The organism is Variovorax sp. MPBD4-3, from assembly GCF_058809745.1.
Genome location: NZ_JBXASW010000048.1, coordinates 30,887 through 48,751 on the forward strand (window position 1 = coordinate 30,887; position 17,865 = coordinate 48,751).

18 protein-coding genes are annotated in these 17,865 nt (G+C 67.4%); 8 read left to right on the plus strand and 10 right to left on the minus strand.

Features of this window, described 5'->3' with window-relative positions; translation table 11 throughout:
- Positions 1 to 114: 114 nt before the first annotated feature.
- Genes AC1RVW_RS23210 through AC1RVW_RS23225 form a run of 4 tightly spaced genes read left to right on the plus strand, consistent with a single transcriptional unit; the run spans position 115 to position 3,934 of the window.
- The gene (locus AC1RVW_RS23210; protein ID WP_409195191.1) at positions 115 to 1,317 is read left to right on the plus strand and encodes an ammonium transporter; all 1,203 of its coding nucleotides are present in this window, start codon (positions 115 to 117) and stop codon (positions 1,315 to 1,317) included.
- A gap of 30 nt (positions 1,318 to 1,347) precedes the next feature.
- Positions 1,348 to 2,550 (plus strand): Fic family protein, encoded by a 1,203-nt coding sequence (locus AC1RVW_RS23215; protein WP_493202760.1) that lies wholly within the window; start codon positions 1,348 to 1,350, stop codon positions 2,548 to 2,550.
- Positions 2,551 to 2,589: 39 nt separating this feature from the next.
- Positions 2,590 to 3,525, plus strand: coding sequence for a M14 family metallopeptidase (locus AC1RVW_RS23220; protein ID WP_493202762.1), 936 nt, complete (start codon positions 2,590 to 2,592; stop codon positions 3,523 to 3,525).
- Between the two features lie 13 nt (positions 3,526 to 3,538).
- The gene (locus tag AC1RVW_RS23225) at positions 3,539 to 3,934 is read left to right on the plus strand and encodes a DoxX family protein (RefSeq protein WP_493202764.1); all 396 of its coding nucleotides are present in this window, start codon (positions 3,539 to 3,541) and stop codon (positions 3,932 to 3,934) included.
- Here the strand turns inward: AC1RVW_RS23225 and AC1RVW_RS23230 are convergent.
- The 4 genes from AC1RVW_RS23230 to AC1RVW_RS23245 are packed head-to-tail and all read right to left on the minus strand — an operon-like array spanning position 3,931 to position 6,119.
- Positions 3,931 to 4,290 carry a HepT-like ribonuclease domain-containing protein gene (locus AC1RVW_RS23230; RefSeq protein ID WP_493202766.1) on the minus strand — a complete coding sequence of 120 codons (360 nt, stop codon included), beginning with the start codon at positions 4,288 to 4,290 and terminating at the stop codon, positions 3,931 to 3,933. The genes AC1RVW_RS23225 and AC1RVW_RS23230 overlap by 4 nt on opposite strands.
- A complete protein-coding gene (locus tag AC1RVW_RS23235; protein WP_493202768.1) occupies positions 4,287 to 4,577 on the minus strand; it encodes a nucleotidyltransferase family protein in 291 nt (96 codons plus the stop codon). The genes AC1RVW_RS23230 and AC1RVW_RS23235 overlap by 4 nt, the downstream gene beginning before the upstream one ends.
- A gap of 39 nt (positions 4,578 to 4,616) precedes the next feature.
- Positions 4,617 to 5,528, minus strand: coding sequence for a peptidoglycan DD-metalloendopeptidase family protein (locus AC1RVW_RS23240; RefSeq protein ID WP_493202770.1), 912 nt, complete (start codon positions 5,526 to 5,528; stop codon positions 4,617 to 4,619).
- A gap of 39 nt (positions 5,529 to 5,567) precedes the next feature.
- Positions 5,568 to 6,119: a pseudouridine synthase gene (locus AC1RVW_RS23245; protein WP_493202772.1), complete on the minus strand. Its 552-nt coding sequence runs from the start codon at positions 6,117 to 6,119 to the stop codon at positions 5,568 to 5,570.
- Between the two features lie 86 nt (positions 6,120 to 6,205).
- Here AC1RVW_RS23245 and AC1RVW_RS23250 point away from each other — a divergent pair, with 86 nt between their 5' ends.
- Entirely contained in the window at positions 6,206 to 6,514 is a 309-nt protein-coding gene (locus tag AC1RVW_RS23250; RefSeq protein WP_172839978.1) for a hypothetical protein, read from the plus strand.
- A 63-nt stretch (positions 6,515 to 6,577) separates the two neighbouring features.
- Here the strand turns inward: AC1RVW_RS23250 and AC1RVW_RS23255 are convergent, their stop codons facing one another.
- A complete protein-coding gene (locus tag AC1RVW_RS23255) occupies positions 6,578 to 8,392 on the minus strand; it encodes a glutamine--tRNA ligase/YqeY domain fusion protein (RefSeq protein WP_493202774.1) in 1,815 nt (604 codons plus the stop codon).
- Between the two features lie 147 nt (positions 8,393 to 8,539).
- Between AC1RVW_RS23255 and AC1RVW_RS23260 the strand changes: the two genes are divergently transcribed.
- Positions 8,540 to 8,887: a hypothetical protein gene (locus AC1RVW_RS23260; RefSeq protein WP_493202776.1), complete on the plus strand. Its 348-nt coding sequence runs from the start codon at positions 8,540 to 8,542 to the stop codon at positions 8,885 to 8,887.
- An 83-nt stretch (positions 8,888 to 8,970) separates the two neighbouring features.
- Here AC1RVW_RS23260 and AC1RVW_RS23265 read toward each other — a convergent pair whose 3' ends face one another.
- Genes AC1RVW_RS23265 through AC1RVW_RS23285 form a run of 5 tightly spaced genes read right to left on the minus strand, consistent with a single transcriptional unit; the run spans position 8,971 to position 12,686 of the window.
- On the minus strand, positions 8,971 to 9,807 hold the full coding sequence (locus AC1RVW_RS23265) for a LytR/AlgR family response regulator transcription factor (RefSeq protein ID WP_285413018.1): 837 nt from the start codon (positions 9,805 to 9,807) through the stop codon (positions 8,971 to 8,973).
- A gap of 9 nt (positions 9,808 to 9,816) precedes the next feature.
- Positions 9,817 to 10,830, minus strand: coding sequence for a sensor histidine kinase (locus AC1RVW_RS23270; RefSeq protein ID WP_493202779.1), 1,014 nt, complete (start codon positions 10,828 to 10,830; stop codon positions 9,817 to 9,819).
- Between the two features lie 53 nt (positions 10,831 to 10,883).
- On the minus strand, positions 10,884 to 11,180 hold the full coding sequence (locus AC1RVW_RS23275; RefSeq protein WP_081265870.1) for a 2TM domain-containing protein: 297 nt from the start codon (positions 11,178 to 11,180) through the stop codon (positions 10,884 to 10,886).
- The gene (locus AC1RVW_RS23280) at positions 11,177 to 12,133 is read right to left on the minus strand and encodes a sterol desaturase family protein (RefSeq protein WP_493202781.1); all 957 of its coding nucleotides are present in this window, start codon (positions 12,131 to 12,133) and stop codon (positions 11,177 to 11,179) included. Before AC1RVW_RS23280 ends, AC1RVW_RS23275 begins: the two co-directional genes overlap by 4 nt.
- 31 nt (positions 12,134 to 12,164) lie before the next feature.
- Entirely contained in the window at positions 12,165 to 12,686 is a 522-nt protein-coding gene (locus tag AC1RVW_RS23285; protein WP_493202783.1) for a DUF6622 family protein, read from the minus strand.
- A 255-nt stretch (positions 12,687 to 12,941) separates the two neighbouring features.
- On the opposite strand from AC1RVW_RS23285, the gene AC1RVW_RS23290 reads away from it, so the two are divergent.
- Together AC1RVW_RS23290 and AC1RVW_RS23295 are read left to right on the plus strand one after the other, a co-directional pair.
- Entirely contained in the window at positions 12,942 to 14,456 is a 1,515-nt protein-coding gene (locus AC1RVW_RS23290; RefSeq protein WP_493202785.1) for an efflux RND transporter periplasmic adaptor subunit, read from the plus strand.
- Positions 14,457 to 14,506: 50 nt separating this feature from the next.
- Positions 14,507 to 17,623 carry an efflux RND transporter permease subunit gene (locus AC1RVW_RS23295; protein WP_493202787.1) on the plus strand — a complete coding sequence of 1,039 codons (3,117 nt, stop codon included), beginning with the start codon at positions 14,507 to 14,509 and terminating at the stop codon, positions 17,621 to 17,623.
- Positions 17,624 to 17,865: the final 242 nt, after the last annotated feature.

The window sequence follows — 17,865 nt, forward strand, 5'->3', positions numbered from 1 at the left end:
TCGTTTTGCACCATCAAGGAGCTTTCAGGCACCTTTTTTGCTTGCTTATGGCGCCGCTCCGAGCAATTCGGGTGCGTTGCACCAAATCAAACCAAAAAACTGCAAGAAGCTTCAATGGACGCACTCAAACAGGGCGCTGACGCGCTGTTCATCCTTCTCGGCGCGATCATGGTGTTGGCCATGCATGCCGGTTTTGCCTTTCTGGAGCTCGGCACCGTCCGAAAGAAGAACCAGGTCAATGCGCTGGTGAAGATCCTGGTCGACTTCTCGGTATCGACCATCGTTTACTTCCTGGTGGGCTACGGCGTGGCCTACGGCACCCATTTCTTCGTGAGCGCCACCGAACTGTCGGCAAGAAGCGGCTACGAGCTGGTCAAGTTCTTCTTCCTGCTGACCTTTGCGGCGGCCATTCCGGCCATCATCTCGGGCGGCATCGCGGAGCGCGCCAAGTTCTGGCCGCAGCTCATCGCCACGGCGGTGATCGTCGGCTTCGTCTATCCGCTGTACGAAGGCATCGCGTGGAACAAGCACTTCGGCATCCAGGGCTGGATAGCGTCGCTCACCGGCCACGAATTCCATGACTTCGCCGGCTCGGTGGTGGTGCACGCCGTGGGCGGCTGGCTCGCGCTGCCGGCCGTGCTGCTGCTGGGCGCGCGGCGCAACCGCTACCGGGGCGACGGCTCGCTCAGCGCACACCCGCCGTCGAACATTCCGTTCCTGGCGCTCGGCGCATGGGTGCTGTGCGTGGGCTGGTTCGGCTTCAACGTGATGAGCGCGCAGAGCATCGACAAGATCTCCGGCCTCGTCGCCGTCAACTCGCTGATGGCGATGGTCGGCGGCACGCTGGTCGCGCTGGCCATGGGCAAGAACGACCCCGGCTTCGTCTACAACGGCCCGCTCGCGGGGCTGGTGGCCATCTGCGCCGGCTCCGACCTGATGCACCCGCTGGGCGCGCTGGTGGTGGGCGGCGTGGCCGGCGCGATCTTCGTCAAGATGTTCACGCTGGTGCAGAACAGATGGAAGATCGACGACGTGCTCGGCGTGTGGCCGCTGCACGGCCTGTGCGGCACCTGGGGCGGCATCGCGGCAGGCATCTTCGGCACGCAGGCGCTGGGCGGCATGGGCGGGGTGAACGTGTGGGCGCAGCTGATCGGCACGCTGATGGGCGTCGTCTGGGCTGGCCTGGCAGGATGGGCGGTGTACGGCGCGCTGAAGAAGGCGGTCGGGCTGCGGCTGACGCAGGAAGAGGAATATGACGGGGCGGACCTTTCGATCCACCATATTTCGGCGACGCCGGAGCGTGAAGTGAACTGGTAGTCCCGTCTTGCTGAAGCGTATTGTGAGCAAATGCGCTTCATTTTTGAAGCGTATTTGCCTAAGATGCGCTTCATGTGGATTTGGCAAAACAGGAAATGGCCTCGGTTCGAGGTGGACGCGCATGCTTTGCAGCCCGCGCTGGCCGCGGCGCGGCTGGCACAGGGGCGCATGCTGGGCGTGGCCAGCAACCTTCAACTGGTCGACCTTGCCGAACTTCAGCTCGATGAGTGGACACAAGAGGCCATCGCCACCGCGCAGATCGAGGGCGAGACCCTGCAGGTCAATTCGGTGCGTGCTTCCGCTGCCCGTCGGCTGGGGCTGACGCCCGCAAGCCGCGTCCCTCGGGACGAACGCACCGAAGCCACGCTCGACATCGTCGAAGCGGCCCTTGCGCGCTGGAGTGAACCGCTGTTGGAAGAGGCCCTGTTCGATTGGCATGCAGCCCTGTTTCCGAACGGGCGCAGCGGCATCACGCGCATCGTCACCGGGGGGTACCGTGTGCACGAAGAGCCGATGCAGATCGTCACCCCAAGGCTTGGCAAGCCAGACGTGGTGCACTACGAGGCACCGCCTTCGCGCGACGTGCAGGGCCTCATGAAGGCTCTGCTCGAATGGTTCGAGGCAGGCCGCGAGCAGCCGATGATGGACGGCATTGTCCGCAGCGCCATTGCGCACCTGTGGTTCGAGACCATCCATCCCTTCGAAGACGGCAACGGCCGCATCGGCCGTGCGCTGAGCGACCTGGCGCTCGCACAGGACCTGCGCAGCAATCAGCGGCTTTTCAGCATGTCGCAGCAACTGTGGCTCGACAGAGGGGGCTACTACAGCCAGTTGCAGGTGGCCAGCGCGCAGGACGGCATGGATGTCACGGCGTGGGTGCGCTGGTTTGCAGGCTGTGTCGAGAAAGCCTGTTTGTCGACCGTGGCGCACATCCAGGCGGCAGGCGCCAAGACCAACTTCTGGGTTGCGCTGGATGCCGCGCACCCCGCGCTCACGCCGAGTCAGCGCAAGGTGCTGAACAAGCTGTACGACGCGGGGCCGGGCGGATTTCTCGGCGGCATGAGCACGGAGAAATACGTGGCCATTGCCGGTGTATCGCGTGCCACGGCCTACCGCGAACTGACCGAGCTTGTCGCAGCAGGGCTGCTCGAGCGAAGCGGGCAAGGCAAGGCGACGCGGTATGCGCTCGTTGACTTGGCGCCGCGGTCTGAAGCAGGAATGCCCGGCCTGTAGCAAACTTGCCGGCTGCTCCGCTCACTCCCCCACAGCCCCATGACCCAATCGCCTCCCGCCCTCGAAGTCCTCCCCCGCGACCTCTCCGCCTACCGCAAGGGCAACGTCGGCATCGATTACGTGCACCGCTTCGAGTCGGGCAAGCCCGGCCCGCACGTGCTGATCAACGCGCTCACGCACGGCAACGAGATCTGCGGCATGACCGCCGCCACGCACCTGCTCGACAACAACGTGCGCCCGAAGATCGGCACGCTCACCGTGGCCTTCGCCAACATCGAGGCCTACGAGTCGTTCAAGGAAGAGGCGCCCTTCGACAGCCGCCAGATCGTGCACAACCTGAACCGCATCTGGTCGCCCGAGTGGCTCGACGGCAAGGAAGACAGCCCCGAGCTGCGCCGCGCGCGCATCCTGCGCCCGGTGGTGGAGGCGGCCGACCACATCCTCGACATCCATTCGACCAGCCAGCCCGTGGTGCCGTTCTGGGTGTACCCGGCGTTCGAGCGCAACGCCAAGGTCGCGTTGGCCATCGGGCGCCCGTCGGTGCACCTGGTGATGCCCGACGGCCTGGGCTCGGGCACGCCGCTGATCCAGTACGGCAGCCACGGCGGCCCGGACGGCAAGGGCGTGGCCATGGTGGTCGAGTGCGGCCAGCACTTCCTGCGCTCCGCGTCGGAGCTCGCGACCGCCGTCACCTACGACTTCCTCGCGTACTTCGGCCTCGTCGACAAAGACCCGGCCACGCCGCCGCCCGAGGCGCAACGCCGCTTCCAACTGCTGCAGACCTACGTCATCAAGTCGGAAGACTTCGCCTTCGTGCGCCCGCTGATCGGCTTCGAAACCTTTGCCAAGGGCGAACTGATCGCCACCAACGGCGACGAAGAGATTCGCGCGCTGTGCGACGACTGCACGATCTTCATGCCCGCGCAGCGCACGATCGTCGGGCGCGAAGCGGTGTATTTGACCAAGCCGCTGTGAGGCCGGCTGTTCGATGACCACGATGCCCGCCATGAGCCGCTGGCGTGTGGCGGGCCTGGTGTTCGTCTTTCTGTGGTTCGCCATCGGCGGCGTCGCGCATTTCGTGGCGACCGAAGCCGAGATGCAAATCGTGCCGCCGTGGATTCCATGGCCGCGCGAGACCGTGTGGGTGAGCGGCGTTTTCGAACTGCTGGGCGCGGCCGGTTTGCTGTGGCGGCCGATGCGCCGGGCTGCGGGGATCGGGCTGTTCCTGCTGACTCTTGCGGTGACGCCCGCGAATGTCTACATGCTGCAGCGGGCGGACTTGTTCGCGAACGTGCCCCACTGGGCGCTGGTGGCGCGGCTGCCTTTGCAGGTGGTGTTGCTGGCGGTGATTGCTTGGAGTACGGCGCGGCCGAAGGCGACTTAGGCGAGCGGGGTCGACTTGGCTATCTGCACGCGAAGCGGCCGCAAATCGTTCTGCACTGTCTGCCAGACGATGGTGTGATCGACAGTGAAATAGCCATGCGAGAGCGCGTTTCGCATTTCGTATGCGATGCGCCAAGGAATTTCAGTGTGCATCGACGAAAACTCCGGATGGTGCTTGACGACGTTGTTGCTGGCCTCGCCGATCACTTCCAGGTTTCGGACGACGGCATCCTGTGTCTTCCGATCTTCGAGATAGCCTTCCAGCGTGAAGCCAGTCGTGTACTCGAGGATGTTGTCAATGGCCTGAAGAATATGGCCCAGATAGTCCACGACTCGCCGCGGATCGCTGCGACTCATAGAGGCACCGCTTCGCGCAGAACACGATCACGGAACTTGGGAGGCAGGCCGGCAGGGGTGAGTACATCCACCTCGATGCCAAGCAGGGTTTTCAGTTCGTAGCGAATGGCGCCAATGTCCATGAGCGTAGTTTGCTCGGTGGGGTCCACCAGCAGATCCAGGTCGCTGTCTGCACCGTCCTCGCCGCGCGATACGGAGCCGAAAACCCGAACTCCGCTGACATGGTGACTCAGCACGATCTCGCGAATGCGAGCGCGATGCAGGGACAAGGCTTCCGAAGGGCGCATGGTCGCAGTGTAGTGCTGTGCGGCAATGCCTCGAACGCCTCAAGCCGCAACGAACAACGCCGGATCCACCATCGCCCGGTTGAGCATCACCGACCAGTGCAGGTGCGGCCCGGTCACCCGCCCGGTCGCGCCGACCGCGGCCAGCTTCTCGCCGGTCTTCAGCACGTCGCCGACCTTCACGTCGACACGGCTGAGGTGGCAGTACATCGTGAGCAGTCCGCCGCCGTGGTCCAGCCACACGGTGCCGCCGTTGAAGAAATAGTCGCCCGTGTCGATCACCTTGCCGGGCAGCGGCGCCAGCACGGGCGTGCCGGTGCCCGCCGCGATGTCCATGCCGCTGTGGGGATTGCGCGACTGGCCGTTGAACACCCGGCGCAGGCCGAACGAGCTGGAGCGGCGGCCCGGCACGGGCACGCGCATCTGCAGCGCTGCGTCGGGGCGCATGTCGGTGAGCGTGGCCATCACGGCGCTCAGGTGTTCGCGTTCGCGCTCGTAGCGGGCCTGGTCTTCGGGGGCCAGGTCGACGGTGCGCGGTGCGACCGTGAGGCGTTGCTCCCGGTATTGCTTGGGGGCGACGGTGTAGGCGATCTGCCTTTCCGGGCGGCCTTCGGGGCGCACTGTGATGCTGGCTTCGCCCGGCTCGGCGGCGAGGGGAATGCCGACCACCGCGGTCCATTCGATGGCGTCGCCCAGCACGAGCAGAGGTATGTCGCCTGCAAAGGCAGCAGGCCGCTTTGCAGCCGGGCCGAGCGACAGGCGGGCCACGCCGCCCGGCACCTGGGATGCGTGCGGCCAGACATCGGCGTGCGCGGGTGGCCGCGCTTTTTTGGGCGACGCGGCGTTTGCGAGCTGTGCGGCGGGCATCGCGAGCAGGCCGAGGCCGCCGAGCAGGGCAGAGCGGCGATTCAGCATGGAAGGCGCGCGGTCGGAAAAGTCGAAATTGATTGGCATGAATAGATGTCGTTGAAGGTTCTTCGATGCGGGACAGGGTCAGCCGAGCCAGCTCCCCGGCGCCAGCCCTTCGAGCGTGTGCGGCCCGATGGCGGCGCGGATCAGCCGCAGCGTCGGCAGGCCGATGGCGGCCGTCATGCGCCGCACCTGGCGGTTGCGGCCTTCGCGTATCGCCAGTTCAAGCCACGCGGTGGGGATGCTCTTGCGTTCCCTGATGGGGGGCTGGCGCTCCCACACTTGCGGCGGCGGGTCGAGCAGGCGCGCCCTGGCGGGGCGCGTGGGGCCGTCGTTGAGCTGCACGCCGTTGCGCAGCGCAGCAAGCGCCTCTTCTGTGGGCGTGCCTTCCACCTGCACCCAGTAGATCTTTTCCATCTTGAAGCGCGGATCGGCGATGCGCGCCTGCAGCTTGCCGTCGTCGGTGAGCAGCAGCAGGCCTTCGCTGTCGGCATCGAGCCGGCCGGCCACGTAGACGCCGGGGATGTCGATGAAATCTTTCAAGCCGCGCCAGCGGCCCTCGGGCGTGAACTGGCTGAGGACGCCATAGGGCTTGTTGAAGCGGATCAGGCGGGAAGAAGGGCTCGGAAGGTTCATGAGCCGACAGGATAGCCCGGGTCTGTCCTGCAACATTCGCCGCGGTGGGTGGCTCCAATGGGTTCATCACCAAGGAGAACCCGGAAATGACGATGCGAAGCTCTATTCATCTCGCTTGCGTGGCGGCGGCGGGTTTTCTGATGGCGGCCTGCAGCAGCACGTCCCTGCGCGTCGGCGGCGCGCCCGAGGCGAGCGTCAAGAATTGCGTTGCCGCCGCCGCGCGTGAATTGCGGGTGCCACCGGCCAGCATCGTGGTGGACAGCGGTTCGACGCCGCGCGACGGGGTCTACACGATCAACCTGAAGGTCGGGCCGCAAGCGCGGCCCGCCGTTTGCACCACGGACGAGAACAGCGCGGTGCTGGGCGTGGTCTACAAGCGGCCGGGCGCGTACTGACAAAAGAAAAAAAGCCGGAGCCATCGAGGCCCCGGCTTTCGCCTTGGAGGTCAGCGGGCCGACTTATTTGCCCCAGCTGTCCCGCATGCCCGCTGCGCGGTTGAACACCAGCTTGCCGTCGGCGCCGCCCTTCGAATCGCGCACGAAGTACCCGTGCCGCTCGAACTGGATGCCGACGCCCGGCTCGGCCTTTGCCAGCGAGGGCTCGACGAACGCCGAGCACACTTCCAGGCTGGCCTTGTTCAGTTCGTCCAGCAGCTCGCCGCTGCCGGGGTTGGCTTCCGCGAAGAGCCGTTCGTACAGCCGCACTTCGGCCTGCACCGCATCGGCGGCGGCCACCCAGGTGATGTTGCCCTTCACCTTGATCGCGTCCGCGCCGGGCGAGCCGCTCTTGGTGTCGGGCACCAGCGTGGCCTGCACTTCGACGAGCTTGCCGTCGGCGTCCTTGGTGCCGCCGGTGCATTCGATGACGTGGCCGTACTTCAGCCGCACCTTGTTGCCGGGGAACAGGCGGAAGAAGCCCTTGGGCTGCACTTCTTCGTAGTCGCTGCGCTCGATCCACACTTCGCGGCCGAGCTTGAATTCGCGCTTGCCCATTTCGGGGTGGTGCGGATGCACGGGGGCCGAGCATTCGTCGAGCGAGTCGTCGCCGCCCATCAGCTCGCCCCAGTTGGTGATGACGAGCTTGACCGGGTCGAGCACGGCCATGGCGCGCGGAGCGACGGGGTCGAGGGTGTCGCGCAGCGCGGCCTCGAGGCTGGCGTAGTCGATCCAGCCGCCCGACTTGGTGGTGCCGCTGCGTTCGCAGAACAGGCGCAGCGCTTCGGGCGTGTAGCCGCGGCGGCGCAGGCCGGCGATGGTGGGCATGCGCGGGTCGTCCCAGCCGTCGACGTATTTCTCCTCGACCAACTGGCGCAGCTTGCGCTTGCTGGTCATCACGTGGGTGACGTTGAGGCGCGCGAATTCATATTGGCGCGGGTGCGGGCTGGCGACGAGGCCGCCTTCGGCGAGGCGGTCGAGCAGCCAGTCGTAGAAGGGGCGCTGGTCTTCGAACTCGAGCGTGCAGATGCTGTGGGTGATCTGCTCCAGCGCGTCTTCGATGGGGTGCGCGTAGGTGTACATCGGGTAGATGCACCACTTGTCGCCGGTGTTGTGGTGATGGGCACGGCGCACGCGGTACAGCGCGGGGTCGCGCATGTTGATGTTGGTGCTGGCCATGTCGATCTTGGCGCGCAGGATGGCGGCGCCGTCGGCGACCTGGCCGTCGCGCATGGCACGGAAGCGCGCCAGGTTTTCCTCGGGCGTGCGGGTGCGGAAGGGGCTGTCGGTGCCGGGCGTGTTGAAGTCGCCGCGGTTCGCGCGCACTTCGTCGGCAGTCTGCTCGTCCACGTAGGCGAGGCCGGCGCCGATGAGGTATTCGGCGGCCTCGTACATGAAGTCGAAGTAGTTGCTCGCGAAGTACTCGTGCTCCTGCAGCGTGCCGGGCGCGCTGGGGCGGTCGGCCAGGTAGGTTTCGTAGCCGAGCCATTTCACCGCGTCGCGGATGGAGTCGACGTATTCCTGGTCTTCCTTCTCGGGGTTGGTGTCGTCGAAGCGCAGGTGGCACACGCCGCCGTATTCCTTGGCCAGCTCGAAGTTGAGCCAGATGCTCTTGGCGTGGCCGATGTGCAGGTAGCCGTTGGGTTCGGGCGGGAAGCGCATGCGCACCTTGGCCGGATCGGCCATGCCCTGGGCGTGGTGGGCGGCGCTGCCGGGCGATCCGCCCCACTTGCGGCCTGCGTAGGCGCCCTGTGCGAGGTCGTTCTCGATCACGTGGCGCAGGAAATTGCTCGGTGCAGCGGTCGTTTTGGCGCCGTTTTTGTCGGTCGGGGAGGTCATTGCGGCATTCTAGAGGGCGCCCTTTGGGCGTTACCTTTGGCAACTCTCTTCACATTGGTGGGTGCACCCCGTTTGCATTTGCCGCGTTCAATACGTACATGGGCGGTTCAGACCCGAACGCAGCGCCCCAAACAAGGAGTCCACATCATGAGCCTCACACGTTCTACTTTCTTCAAATGGGCCGCCGCAGGTGTCGTGGCAGCCGGTGCACTGTTTGCGGCCACCTCGGCCAGCGCTCGCAGCGACGTGAGCTGGTCGATCGGCGTCGGCGTGCCAGGCGTGGCTGTCGGCGTGGGCAACCCGGGCTATTACCCGGCTCCGGCCCCTGTGTACGTGCCGCCGGCACCCGTCTACTACGCGCCGCCGGCGCCGGTCTACTACAACCCGCCGCCGGTGTATTACCGTCCGGCCCCGGTCTACTACGGCCCGCCGGCCTATTACGGCCCGCGCTACTACAGTCGTGGCTACTACCGCGGTCATGGCCACTGGCGCTAATTTGCAACGGCTTTTGTGACTGAATGAAAAACCGGCCCTCGCGAGGGCCGGTTTTTTTCATGGGTGCGGCGGAAGCCGGTTTTTCACATGGCGCGAAACAGGTGGGCATAAAGGCGGCTGACCGGGATCTTCTCGGCGCGCCCGCGCAGCATGAGGTGCATCTTGCCGGCCTCGTCGCGGTGCACCGACTCGATGGCCGCGCTGCGCACCACCACCGCCCGGTGCACCTGCCAGAAGGTGTCGGCGTCGAGCTGGGGCAGCAGCTGCTTCAGCGGCGTGCGGATCAGGTATTCGTGCGTGGCGGTCAGCACGCGCAGGTATTTGTCTGCGGCTTCGAAATACAGAACCTCGTCGATGGGCACCATGCGCACGGTGCTGCCGCCGGCGTCGCTGGCGGCGATCATGCGCAGCGGGGCGGCCGGCGGTGCGACGGCTTCGGCGCCCGCGCCCGCGGCGCTCAGCACCTGGCGCCATTGGGCGAGGGTGCGCTCGAGGGCCTCGTCGGCCACGGCGGGCGTGGCCGCGGGCTGGCGGGCGGCCAGCGCCTGCTGCAGCCGGGCCACGGTCTTGCGAAGCCGCTGCGGCTGCACCGGCTTGAGCACGTAGTCGATCGCCTGGGCCTCGAAGGCGCGCGCGGCGTATTCGTCATAGGCCGTGACGAACACCAGCTGCGGCATTGGCGCCTGGTCGGCGGGCCAGCAGTCGGCCAGCTCGGCCACGGCGCCCAGGCCGTCCAGCCCTGGCATGCGGATGTCGAAGAACAGCACCTGCGGCAGCAGGCGCAGCGCCTCGCGCACGGCGCTGCGGCCGTCTCCCGCGATGGCGACGACCTGCAGTTCGGGCCAGGCGGCGGCCAGTTCGGCCTTGAGGGCTTGTGCGAGCAGGGGCTCGTCTTCGGCAATGAGGGCTGTCGGGGTCATCCTGGAATCTCAAACGGGCAGGGGGAAATTCAAAGTTGCGCAGGTGCCGCCGGTGCCGCCGGGCGCCAGGCGAAGGGCGCCTTGCGCGCCATACACGGTGGCCAGCCGCTCGCGCACCTGCTCCAGCCCGAAACTGCTGCCCTCGGAGGGCGGCGCGCCATCGAGGCCGACGCCGGTGTCGATCACTTCGATGACCAGCTGGCCTGCGTCCTGGCGCGCACGCACGGTGATTTCCCCGCCTTCCACCTTGGGCTCGAGCCCGTGTCGGATGCTGTTCTCGACCAGCGGCTGCAGCAGCAGCGGCGGCACGGGAACGTCGCGCAGTGCTTCGGGCAGGTCGAGCGTGTAGCGCAGGCGCTCGCCCATGCGCACCGACATCAGTTCGAGGTAGTCGGCCAGCCGCTCGAATTCTGCCGACAGCGGATGCGACAGCGCCCTCGAGCCGCTGAGCGTCATGCGCAGGTAGCTGTTGAGCCGGTCGAGCATGGCCACGGCGCGCGCCGGGTCGACGGTGATCAGCACCCGCAGGTTGGCCAGGGTGTTGAACAGCATGTGCGGCTCCAGCTGCGTTTCGAGCAGCTTGAGCCGTGCCTCGGTGGCGTTGCGCTGGGCCACCTCGATCTGGCTTTGCATGTGCTTGCTCTTGCCGAGGCTGTAGAAGAAGAAGCACATGCAGACCGTGGCGACGATGGTGATGACGGCGGCGGTGGCCAGCTTGTGGCCCCGGATGTCGAGAAAGTCGAACGCAGGCGCGCCGACCCATGCGTCGCCGATGAGGTTGCCGACGAAAAAGCCGACGAACACGCCCGCCACCACCAGCAGGAGGCCCCAGGGGCCGCCGGGCCAGTGGATTTCATGGTGCCCGGTGAGGAGAAGCCGGCCGCAGTCGATGAACAGCCAGCTCACCGTGCCGATCGACAGCGAATAGACCAGGTGCGCGGCCCATCCGCCGCCTTCGGTGATGGTGAGCGCCGTGGCAATGAGGCAGCAGAAGACGGCGGTGATCAGGCCATGCCGGAGCATGTCCCGCAGGTTTGCCGACCCGAACCGGGGAAGTGGCGGGGCCTGCTCCAGGCTCACCCGCGGTCCCCGGCGCCCAGCGCGCGGCGCTCGCGTTCCACCAGGCGGTCGTAGAAGCCGCCGCCGGGCGCGATGAACCAGACCACCGCGCCGTGGATCAGCAGCCCCAGGCCCCAGCCCATGAGCGGATACATGGCCCAGCTGCGCCCGTTGGCGGCCGAGATCGTGACCAGGCCCACATTCACCAGCACGTAGACGAAAGCGTGGATGTACCAGCCCATCTTGGCGCCGGCCCGGCGGCGGGCGAGGCGTTCGACGTCGGAGGGCCGGGTGTTGTCGGAGGAGGGATTCATGACAGCTCCTTGTTGTACTGGACAGGAATGAAATCAGGGGTGGCCGACGGGGCCGGAGGCGTTGCCTGCAGGGCCGCGCGCTGCCTCAGTTCTTCCGTGGTGTCGCCGGGGCCGTCGGGCTTCCAGCCCGGCGGCTTCACGAGATAGCCCACGAAGGCGCGCACCGATCGCGCCGAGGCCAGGTCGCGGAACAGCGAGCGCCAGTGCGTGAACTCGATCTCGAAGATGTTGTTCGTGGTGATCGGGTTCACCAGCCCGTAGCGGCAGGGCAGGTCGGCGCGCTCTGGAATGTAGGTGCCGAACAGCCGGTCGAACACGATCAGCACGCCGCCGTAGTTGCCGTCGAGGTATTCCAGGTTCGAGGCATGGTGCACGCGGTGTGCCGAGGGCGTGTTCAGAAACCATTCCAGCGGGCCGAGGCGCGGAATCCATGTCGCGTGGATCCAGAACTGGTACAGCAGGTTCAGCGTGAGCATCAGCAGGATCACCTTCGGCGGCATGCCCAGCAGCGGGGCCAGCATGAAGAAGGCCAGGGTGCCTGTGAGGCGGCCGGTCCAGCCGAAGCGGTAGGCGGCCGACAGGTTCAGCTGGTTCGGCGAATGGTGGATGGCATGGGTGCACCAGAACCAGCGCACCCGGTGCGCCGCGCGGTGGTACCAGTAATAGCAGAACTCCTGGCCGATGAAGCAGGCGGCCCAGCCGGTCCAGTGGTCCATCGGCAGCGTGAACAGGCGGTGGGCGTAGAACCAGTCCATGGCGCCGGTCCAGAAGGCCAGCGGCAACAGCCAGCGCAGCGGGTATTCGCGAACCAGGAAGTCGACCACCGAGACGCCGGACGCCTTCCAGTCGTAGCTGCGCCAGCCGTTGCGCAGGGAAAGCACCATCGCTTCGGCGATGGAGGCGACGAGCACCACCGTGACGGAGATCTTGAGAATGAGCAAGAGCGCGTTCATGGTGGCAGTTCCTTGGGGCCGGTTGCCGATATTAGGCGGCGCGCACGCCGGCCGACATGGCGTCAGTACGGATGGCGAGCTTCCACAGGCGTGCCGCGCGGGCCACTAAGACGCCGGTGAAGGCACCGTACAGCGTCGGCACCACGATGCCGAAGGCGGCCTGGTGGCCCAGCTCGGGGTGCATGGCCAGGGCCGCGCCCACCACGTACTTGGTCAGGAAGATGCCCATCATGAGCATCAGCGGCACCGGGCTGCCGGCCACGTGGAAGCGGCGCTCGGCGGCGTCGTAGCGGGTGGCCGCGGGCAGCGGGCGCTGCAGCACCAGCGCCAGCAGCACGGCAGCGGCCAGGGCCCAGCCAAGCAGCGCGCCAAATGATTCGCCGAAGACCGAGATCACGCCGTAAAGCGACAGGCCGCCCATGGCGACGGGCATCAGCGTGACCCGGGACAGGCTCACTTCGTTGGTGAGGAGCTGCCTGGCGCCGAGCCAGAGCAGGAGGAAGAAAACGGCGAACACCCACTTGGGCGTATGGAGGATGACTTGCATCAGCATGGTGGCGCTCCGTTGAAAGATGAAGAAAAGCCGAAGGGCGGGAGAAGAATCGATGGAGCGGACTTTGCCGGGCCCGACCCCTGCCGGCCACCGGCGTGCGACGAAATGCCGGGCGGCGGCGCGAACTGCGCCAGGCGGGCGTGAACTGCGGCACGGGCGGCAGCTTTACCGACGCTTTACGGCGCAGCAAACTCCGCGGCTACCATTCCGCGCTGTACTCTAGGTCGAACCTCGCCCCCTTCGCACGCACAGCCCATGGAACAAGAAAAACCACCCGAGCCCCTGCCCGCCAACGTGTCTCCCACACATCCACAGGTGCGCAGGCGTCGCTGGGTCGGGGCGTTGCTGACGCTGCTGTTGCTCGCGGCCCTGGGGGGCGGCGCGTGGTACCTGATCCAGCGCGCGAAGACGCCCGCGGGTGCGCCGGGCGCGGCCCCGGGCGGGCGCCCGGGCGGCGCGGGTGGCCCGGGTGCACGCGGCGGCGGCGGTCCCGGCGGCCCCGGCGGCGCGGCCGTCAGCACGGTCGGCATCGCGACGGCCAGGCAGGCCGACATCCCGGTGCAGCTCGAGGCGCTGGGCACGGTCACGCCGCTGGCCAACGTGGTGGTGCAGCCCCAGGTGTCGGGCGTGCTCACCGCGGTGCTCTTCCAGGAAGGGCAGATGGTCAGGAAGGGCGACGTGCTGGCCACCATCGATCCGCAGCCGTTCCAGAACGCGCTGGCGCAGGCCAGCGGCGCTCGCCAGCGTGACGAGGCCCAGCTGGCGGCGGCGCGCGTCACGCTGTCGCGCTACCAGACCCTGCTCGGGCAGGATTCCATCGCGCGGCAGGACGTCGACACCCAGGCCGCGCTGGTCAAGCAGCTCGAAGGCACCGTGGCCATCGACCGCGCCAACGAGAACACCGCGAAGCTCAACCTCAACTGGAGCCGCATCACCGCGCCGGTGAGCGGGCGCATCGGCCTGCGGCCGGTGGACGCGGGCAACTACATCTCGACCGGCGCCACCAACGGCATCGCCACCATCACACAGATCGCGCCGATCGACGTCGAATTCGCGATACCGCAAGACCGCGTGCCCGAAGTGCAGGACCGCCTGGCCCAGGGCGCGAAGCTCGACGCCACCGCCTTCGACCGCACGCGCACGCGCAGGCTCGCCACCGGCACCTTCGCCACGCTCGACAACCTGGTCGACACCGCGACCGGCACCGTCAAGGCCAAGGCCCGCTTCTCCAATGCCGACAACGCGCTGTTCCCTAACCAGTTCGTCAACCTGCGGCTGCTGCTGCGCACCGTGAGCGGCGCGGTGGTGGTGCCGGTGACGGCATTGCGCCACGGGCCCAACGGCGACTACGTGTACGTGCTGAAGGACGACAGCACCGTGGCGCAGCGCACGGTGACGCGCGGCGAGTCGAGCGTCGACAACGTCGCGATCACCTCCGGCCTCGCGGCCGGCGAGCAGGTCGTGACCGAGGGCGGCGACCGCCTGAAGGACGGCGCGCGGGTGCAGACCACGGTCGACCGGCCGGCGGCACCGCCGGCGGGCGCGGCCTCCGGGGAGCGCCGCGGGCATCGCGGCGAGCGCGGCGGTGCTGGCGGAGGTGGCCGGCGAGAAGGTGGCGCGGGCGGCGCGGGCGGCGCAGGCGGCGCGGAAGGCGCGGGCACGCGGCAGCGGCCGGCTTCAACCGACTCGGCCACCCCATCTGTGCCTCCGGCCGCGCCCGCGGTGCAGCCGGGCACGCCGCCCGCCGCGCCCGGCGGCACGATGCGCTGACCGATAGCGCTCCAGACAGACAGACAGACCGACCGCAAGCGCCGCGACCGATGAGTCCCTCACGCCCGTTCATTCTTCGACCGGTGGCGACTTCGCTGCTGATGGTCGCCATCGTGCTGGCCGGCCTGGTGGCGTTCCGCTTCCTGCCGCTGTCGGCCCTGCCTCAGGTCGACTACCCGACCATCCAGGTGCAGACGCTCTACCCCGGGGGCAGCCCCGAGGTCATGAGCAACACCGTCACCGCGCCGCTGGAACGCCAGTTCGGCCAGATGTCGGGGCTCGACCGCATGAGCTCCACCAGCGCGGCCGGCGTGTCGATCATCACGCTGCAGTTCTCGCTCGGCCAGACGCTGGACGTGGCCGAACAGGAGGTGCAGGCCGCCATCAACGCCGGCGGCTCGCTGCTGCCGGCCGACCTGCCGGCGCCGCCGGTGTACGCCAAGGTCAACCCGGCCGACGCGCCGGTGCTCACGCTGTCCATCACATCAGACACGCTGCCGCTCACCGAGGTGCAGAACCTGGTCAACACCCGGCTCGCGCAGAAGATCAGCCAGGTCTCCGGCGTGGGGCTGGTGTCGCTGAGCGGCGGGCAGCGCCCGGCGGTGCGCATCCAGGCCAACACGCAGGCGCTGGCCACCAACGGCATCGGGCTGGACACGCTGCGCACCGCCATCGCGGCGGCCAACTCCAACGGCGCCAAGGGCAGCTTCGACGGCCCCAAGCGCTCCTACACCATCAACTCGAACGACCAGCTGCTCACGGTCGAGGACTACAAGAACCTCATCGTCTCGTACAAGAACGGCGCGCCGATCCGCATGGTCGACGTGGCCCAGGTGGTCAACAGCGCCGAGAACACCCAGCTCAGCGCCTGGGCCGGCAGCAAGGTCGACGGCAGCACCAGGCTGACCCCGGCCATCATCATGAACGTGCAGCGCCAGCCCGGCGCCAACGTGATCGCCACGGTCGACGCCATCAAGGCGCAGCTGCCGGAGCTGCAGGCCGGCCTGCCCACCGGGCTGAACATCTCCGTGCTGAGCGACCGCACGGCCGGCATCCGCGCGTCGGTGGAGCACGTCGAGATGGAGCTGGTGCTGGCCGTGGTGCTGGTGGTGCTGGTGATCTTCGCCTTCCTGGGCAGCCTGCGCGCCACCGTCATCGCCAGCATCGCGGTGCCCATTTCGCTCATCGGCACCTTCGGGCTGATGTACCTGCTGGGCTACAGCCTGAACAACCTGAGCCTGATGGCGCTGACCATCGCCACCGGCTTCGTGGTGGACGACGCGATCGTGATGATCGAGAACATCGCGCGCTACATCGAGGAGGGCGAAAAACCGCTGCAGGCCGCCTTCAAGGGCGCCACGCAGATCGGCTTCACCATCATCTCGCTGACGGTGTCGCTCATCGCGGTGCTGATTCCGCTGCTGTTCATGGGCGACGTGGTGGGCCGGCTGTTCCGCGAGTTCGCGGTGACGCTGGCCATCACCATCCTGATTTCGGCCGTGGTGTCGCTCACGCTGGTGCCGATGATGTCGGCGCGCTGGCTCAAGCACGAGCCGAAGCGCGACACCGCCAGCCAGGGCCTCGGCGCGCGGGCGCAGCGCTTCTTCGACGGCGTGATGGTGCGCTACGACCGCTCGCTGCACTGGGTGATCGACCACCAGCCGCTCACGCTGCTGGTCGCGCTGCTCACCATGGTGCTCACGGTGGTGCTGTACCTCTCGATTCCGAAGGGCCTGTTCCCGACGCAGGACACCGGGCAGCTGCAGGCGCGCATCCAGGCCGCGCAGGACGTGTCCTTCGACCGCATGGCGCAGCTGCAGCAGCAGGCGGCGCATGCCATCCTCGAAGACGCCGACGTGGAGAACCTCAGCTCCTTCGTGGGCGTGGACGCGGCCAACAACACCATGCTGCACACCGGCAGCATGCTGATCAACCTGAAGCCCGGCCACGACAACCAGCAGAAGATCATGGACCGGCTGCGCGAGCGCGTGCGCGGCGTGGCCGGCGTCACGCTCTACCTGCAGCCCACGCAAGACCTGACCATCGACGCCGAGACCGGCCCGACCGAATACCGCGTGTCGCTCGAAGGCGTGGACAGCGCCGCCATCACCCAATGGATGACGAAGCTGGTGGCGCGGCTGCAGACCTCCGACAAGGTGCGCAACGTGAGCAGCGACGCGGGCGCGCAGGGCCTGGCGGCCTTCGTGAACGTGAACCGCGACACGGCCGCGCGACTGTCGATCACCGCGAGCACGGTGGACGACGCGCTCTACAGCGCCTTCGGCCAGCGCATCGTCTCGACCATCTTCACCGAGACCAACCAGTACCGGGTGATCCTCGAGGCCATGCCGGGCATGGTGAACACGCCGCAGAGCCTGGGCCAGCTCAGCCTGATTGCCGGCTCGGGCACGGCCACGCCGCTTTCGGCCATTGCCAACATCAGCGAGCAGCAGGCGCCGCTGCAGATCACGCACGTGGCGCAGTACCCGGCCAGCACGCTGAACTTCGACACCGCGCCGGGCGTGTCGCTCGGCTCCTCGGTCGACGCCATCCGCGCGGCGGCCAAGGAAATCGGGTTGCCCAGCAGCATCACCATGAGCTTCCTGGGCGCCTCGGGCGCGTACGAGCGTTCGCTGTCGAACCAGCTCTGGCTCATTCTGGCGGCGGTGGTGTGCGTCTACATCGTGCTGGGCGTGCTGTATGAAAGCTACGTGCATCCGCTCACCATTCTTTCGACGCTGCCCTCGGCTGGCGTGGGTGCGCTGCTGGCGCTCATGATCACCGGCAACGACCTGGGGGTGATCGGCATCATCGGCATCATCCTGCTGATCGGCATCGTCAAGAAGAACGCGATCATGATGATCGACTTCGCCATCGACGCCGAGCGCAACCAGGGCAAGTCCGCGCGCGAGGCGATCCACCAGGCGGCGCTGCTGCGCTTGCGGCCCATTCTCATGACCACGCTGGCCGCGCTGTTCGCCGCCGTGCCGCTGATGCTGAGCTTCGGCGACGGCGCCGAGCTGCGGCGCCCGCTGGGCCTGGCCATTTTCGGCGGCCTGATCGTGAGCCAGCTGCTCACGTTGTTCACCACGCCGGTGATCTATCTTGCGTTCGACCGGCTGGGTGGGGGGAATACGCGGCGCGTGGTCGAGGAGGAGGCGGTTTGAACCGTTTGCCTGCTTGCTGGTTGGTTTCTTCCCGGGGCCGGGTCTCGCCCCGGCGGGCGAGCTACTTTCTTTTGCTTCGCCAAAAGAAAGTAGCCAAAGAAAAGGCGACCCTGCTGTCTGCGTCCCTTCGCTTCGCTGCGGGCAACCTGCGGTGCTCGACTCCGACGGGGGTCCGCAGAACTCGCTTCGCTCAAACAGCTGCGGCCCTGATCCCGCCTGCGTCTGCGCTCCTCGGCGCAGCC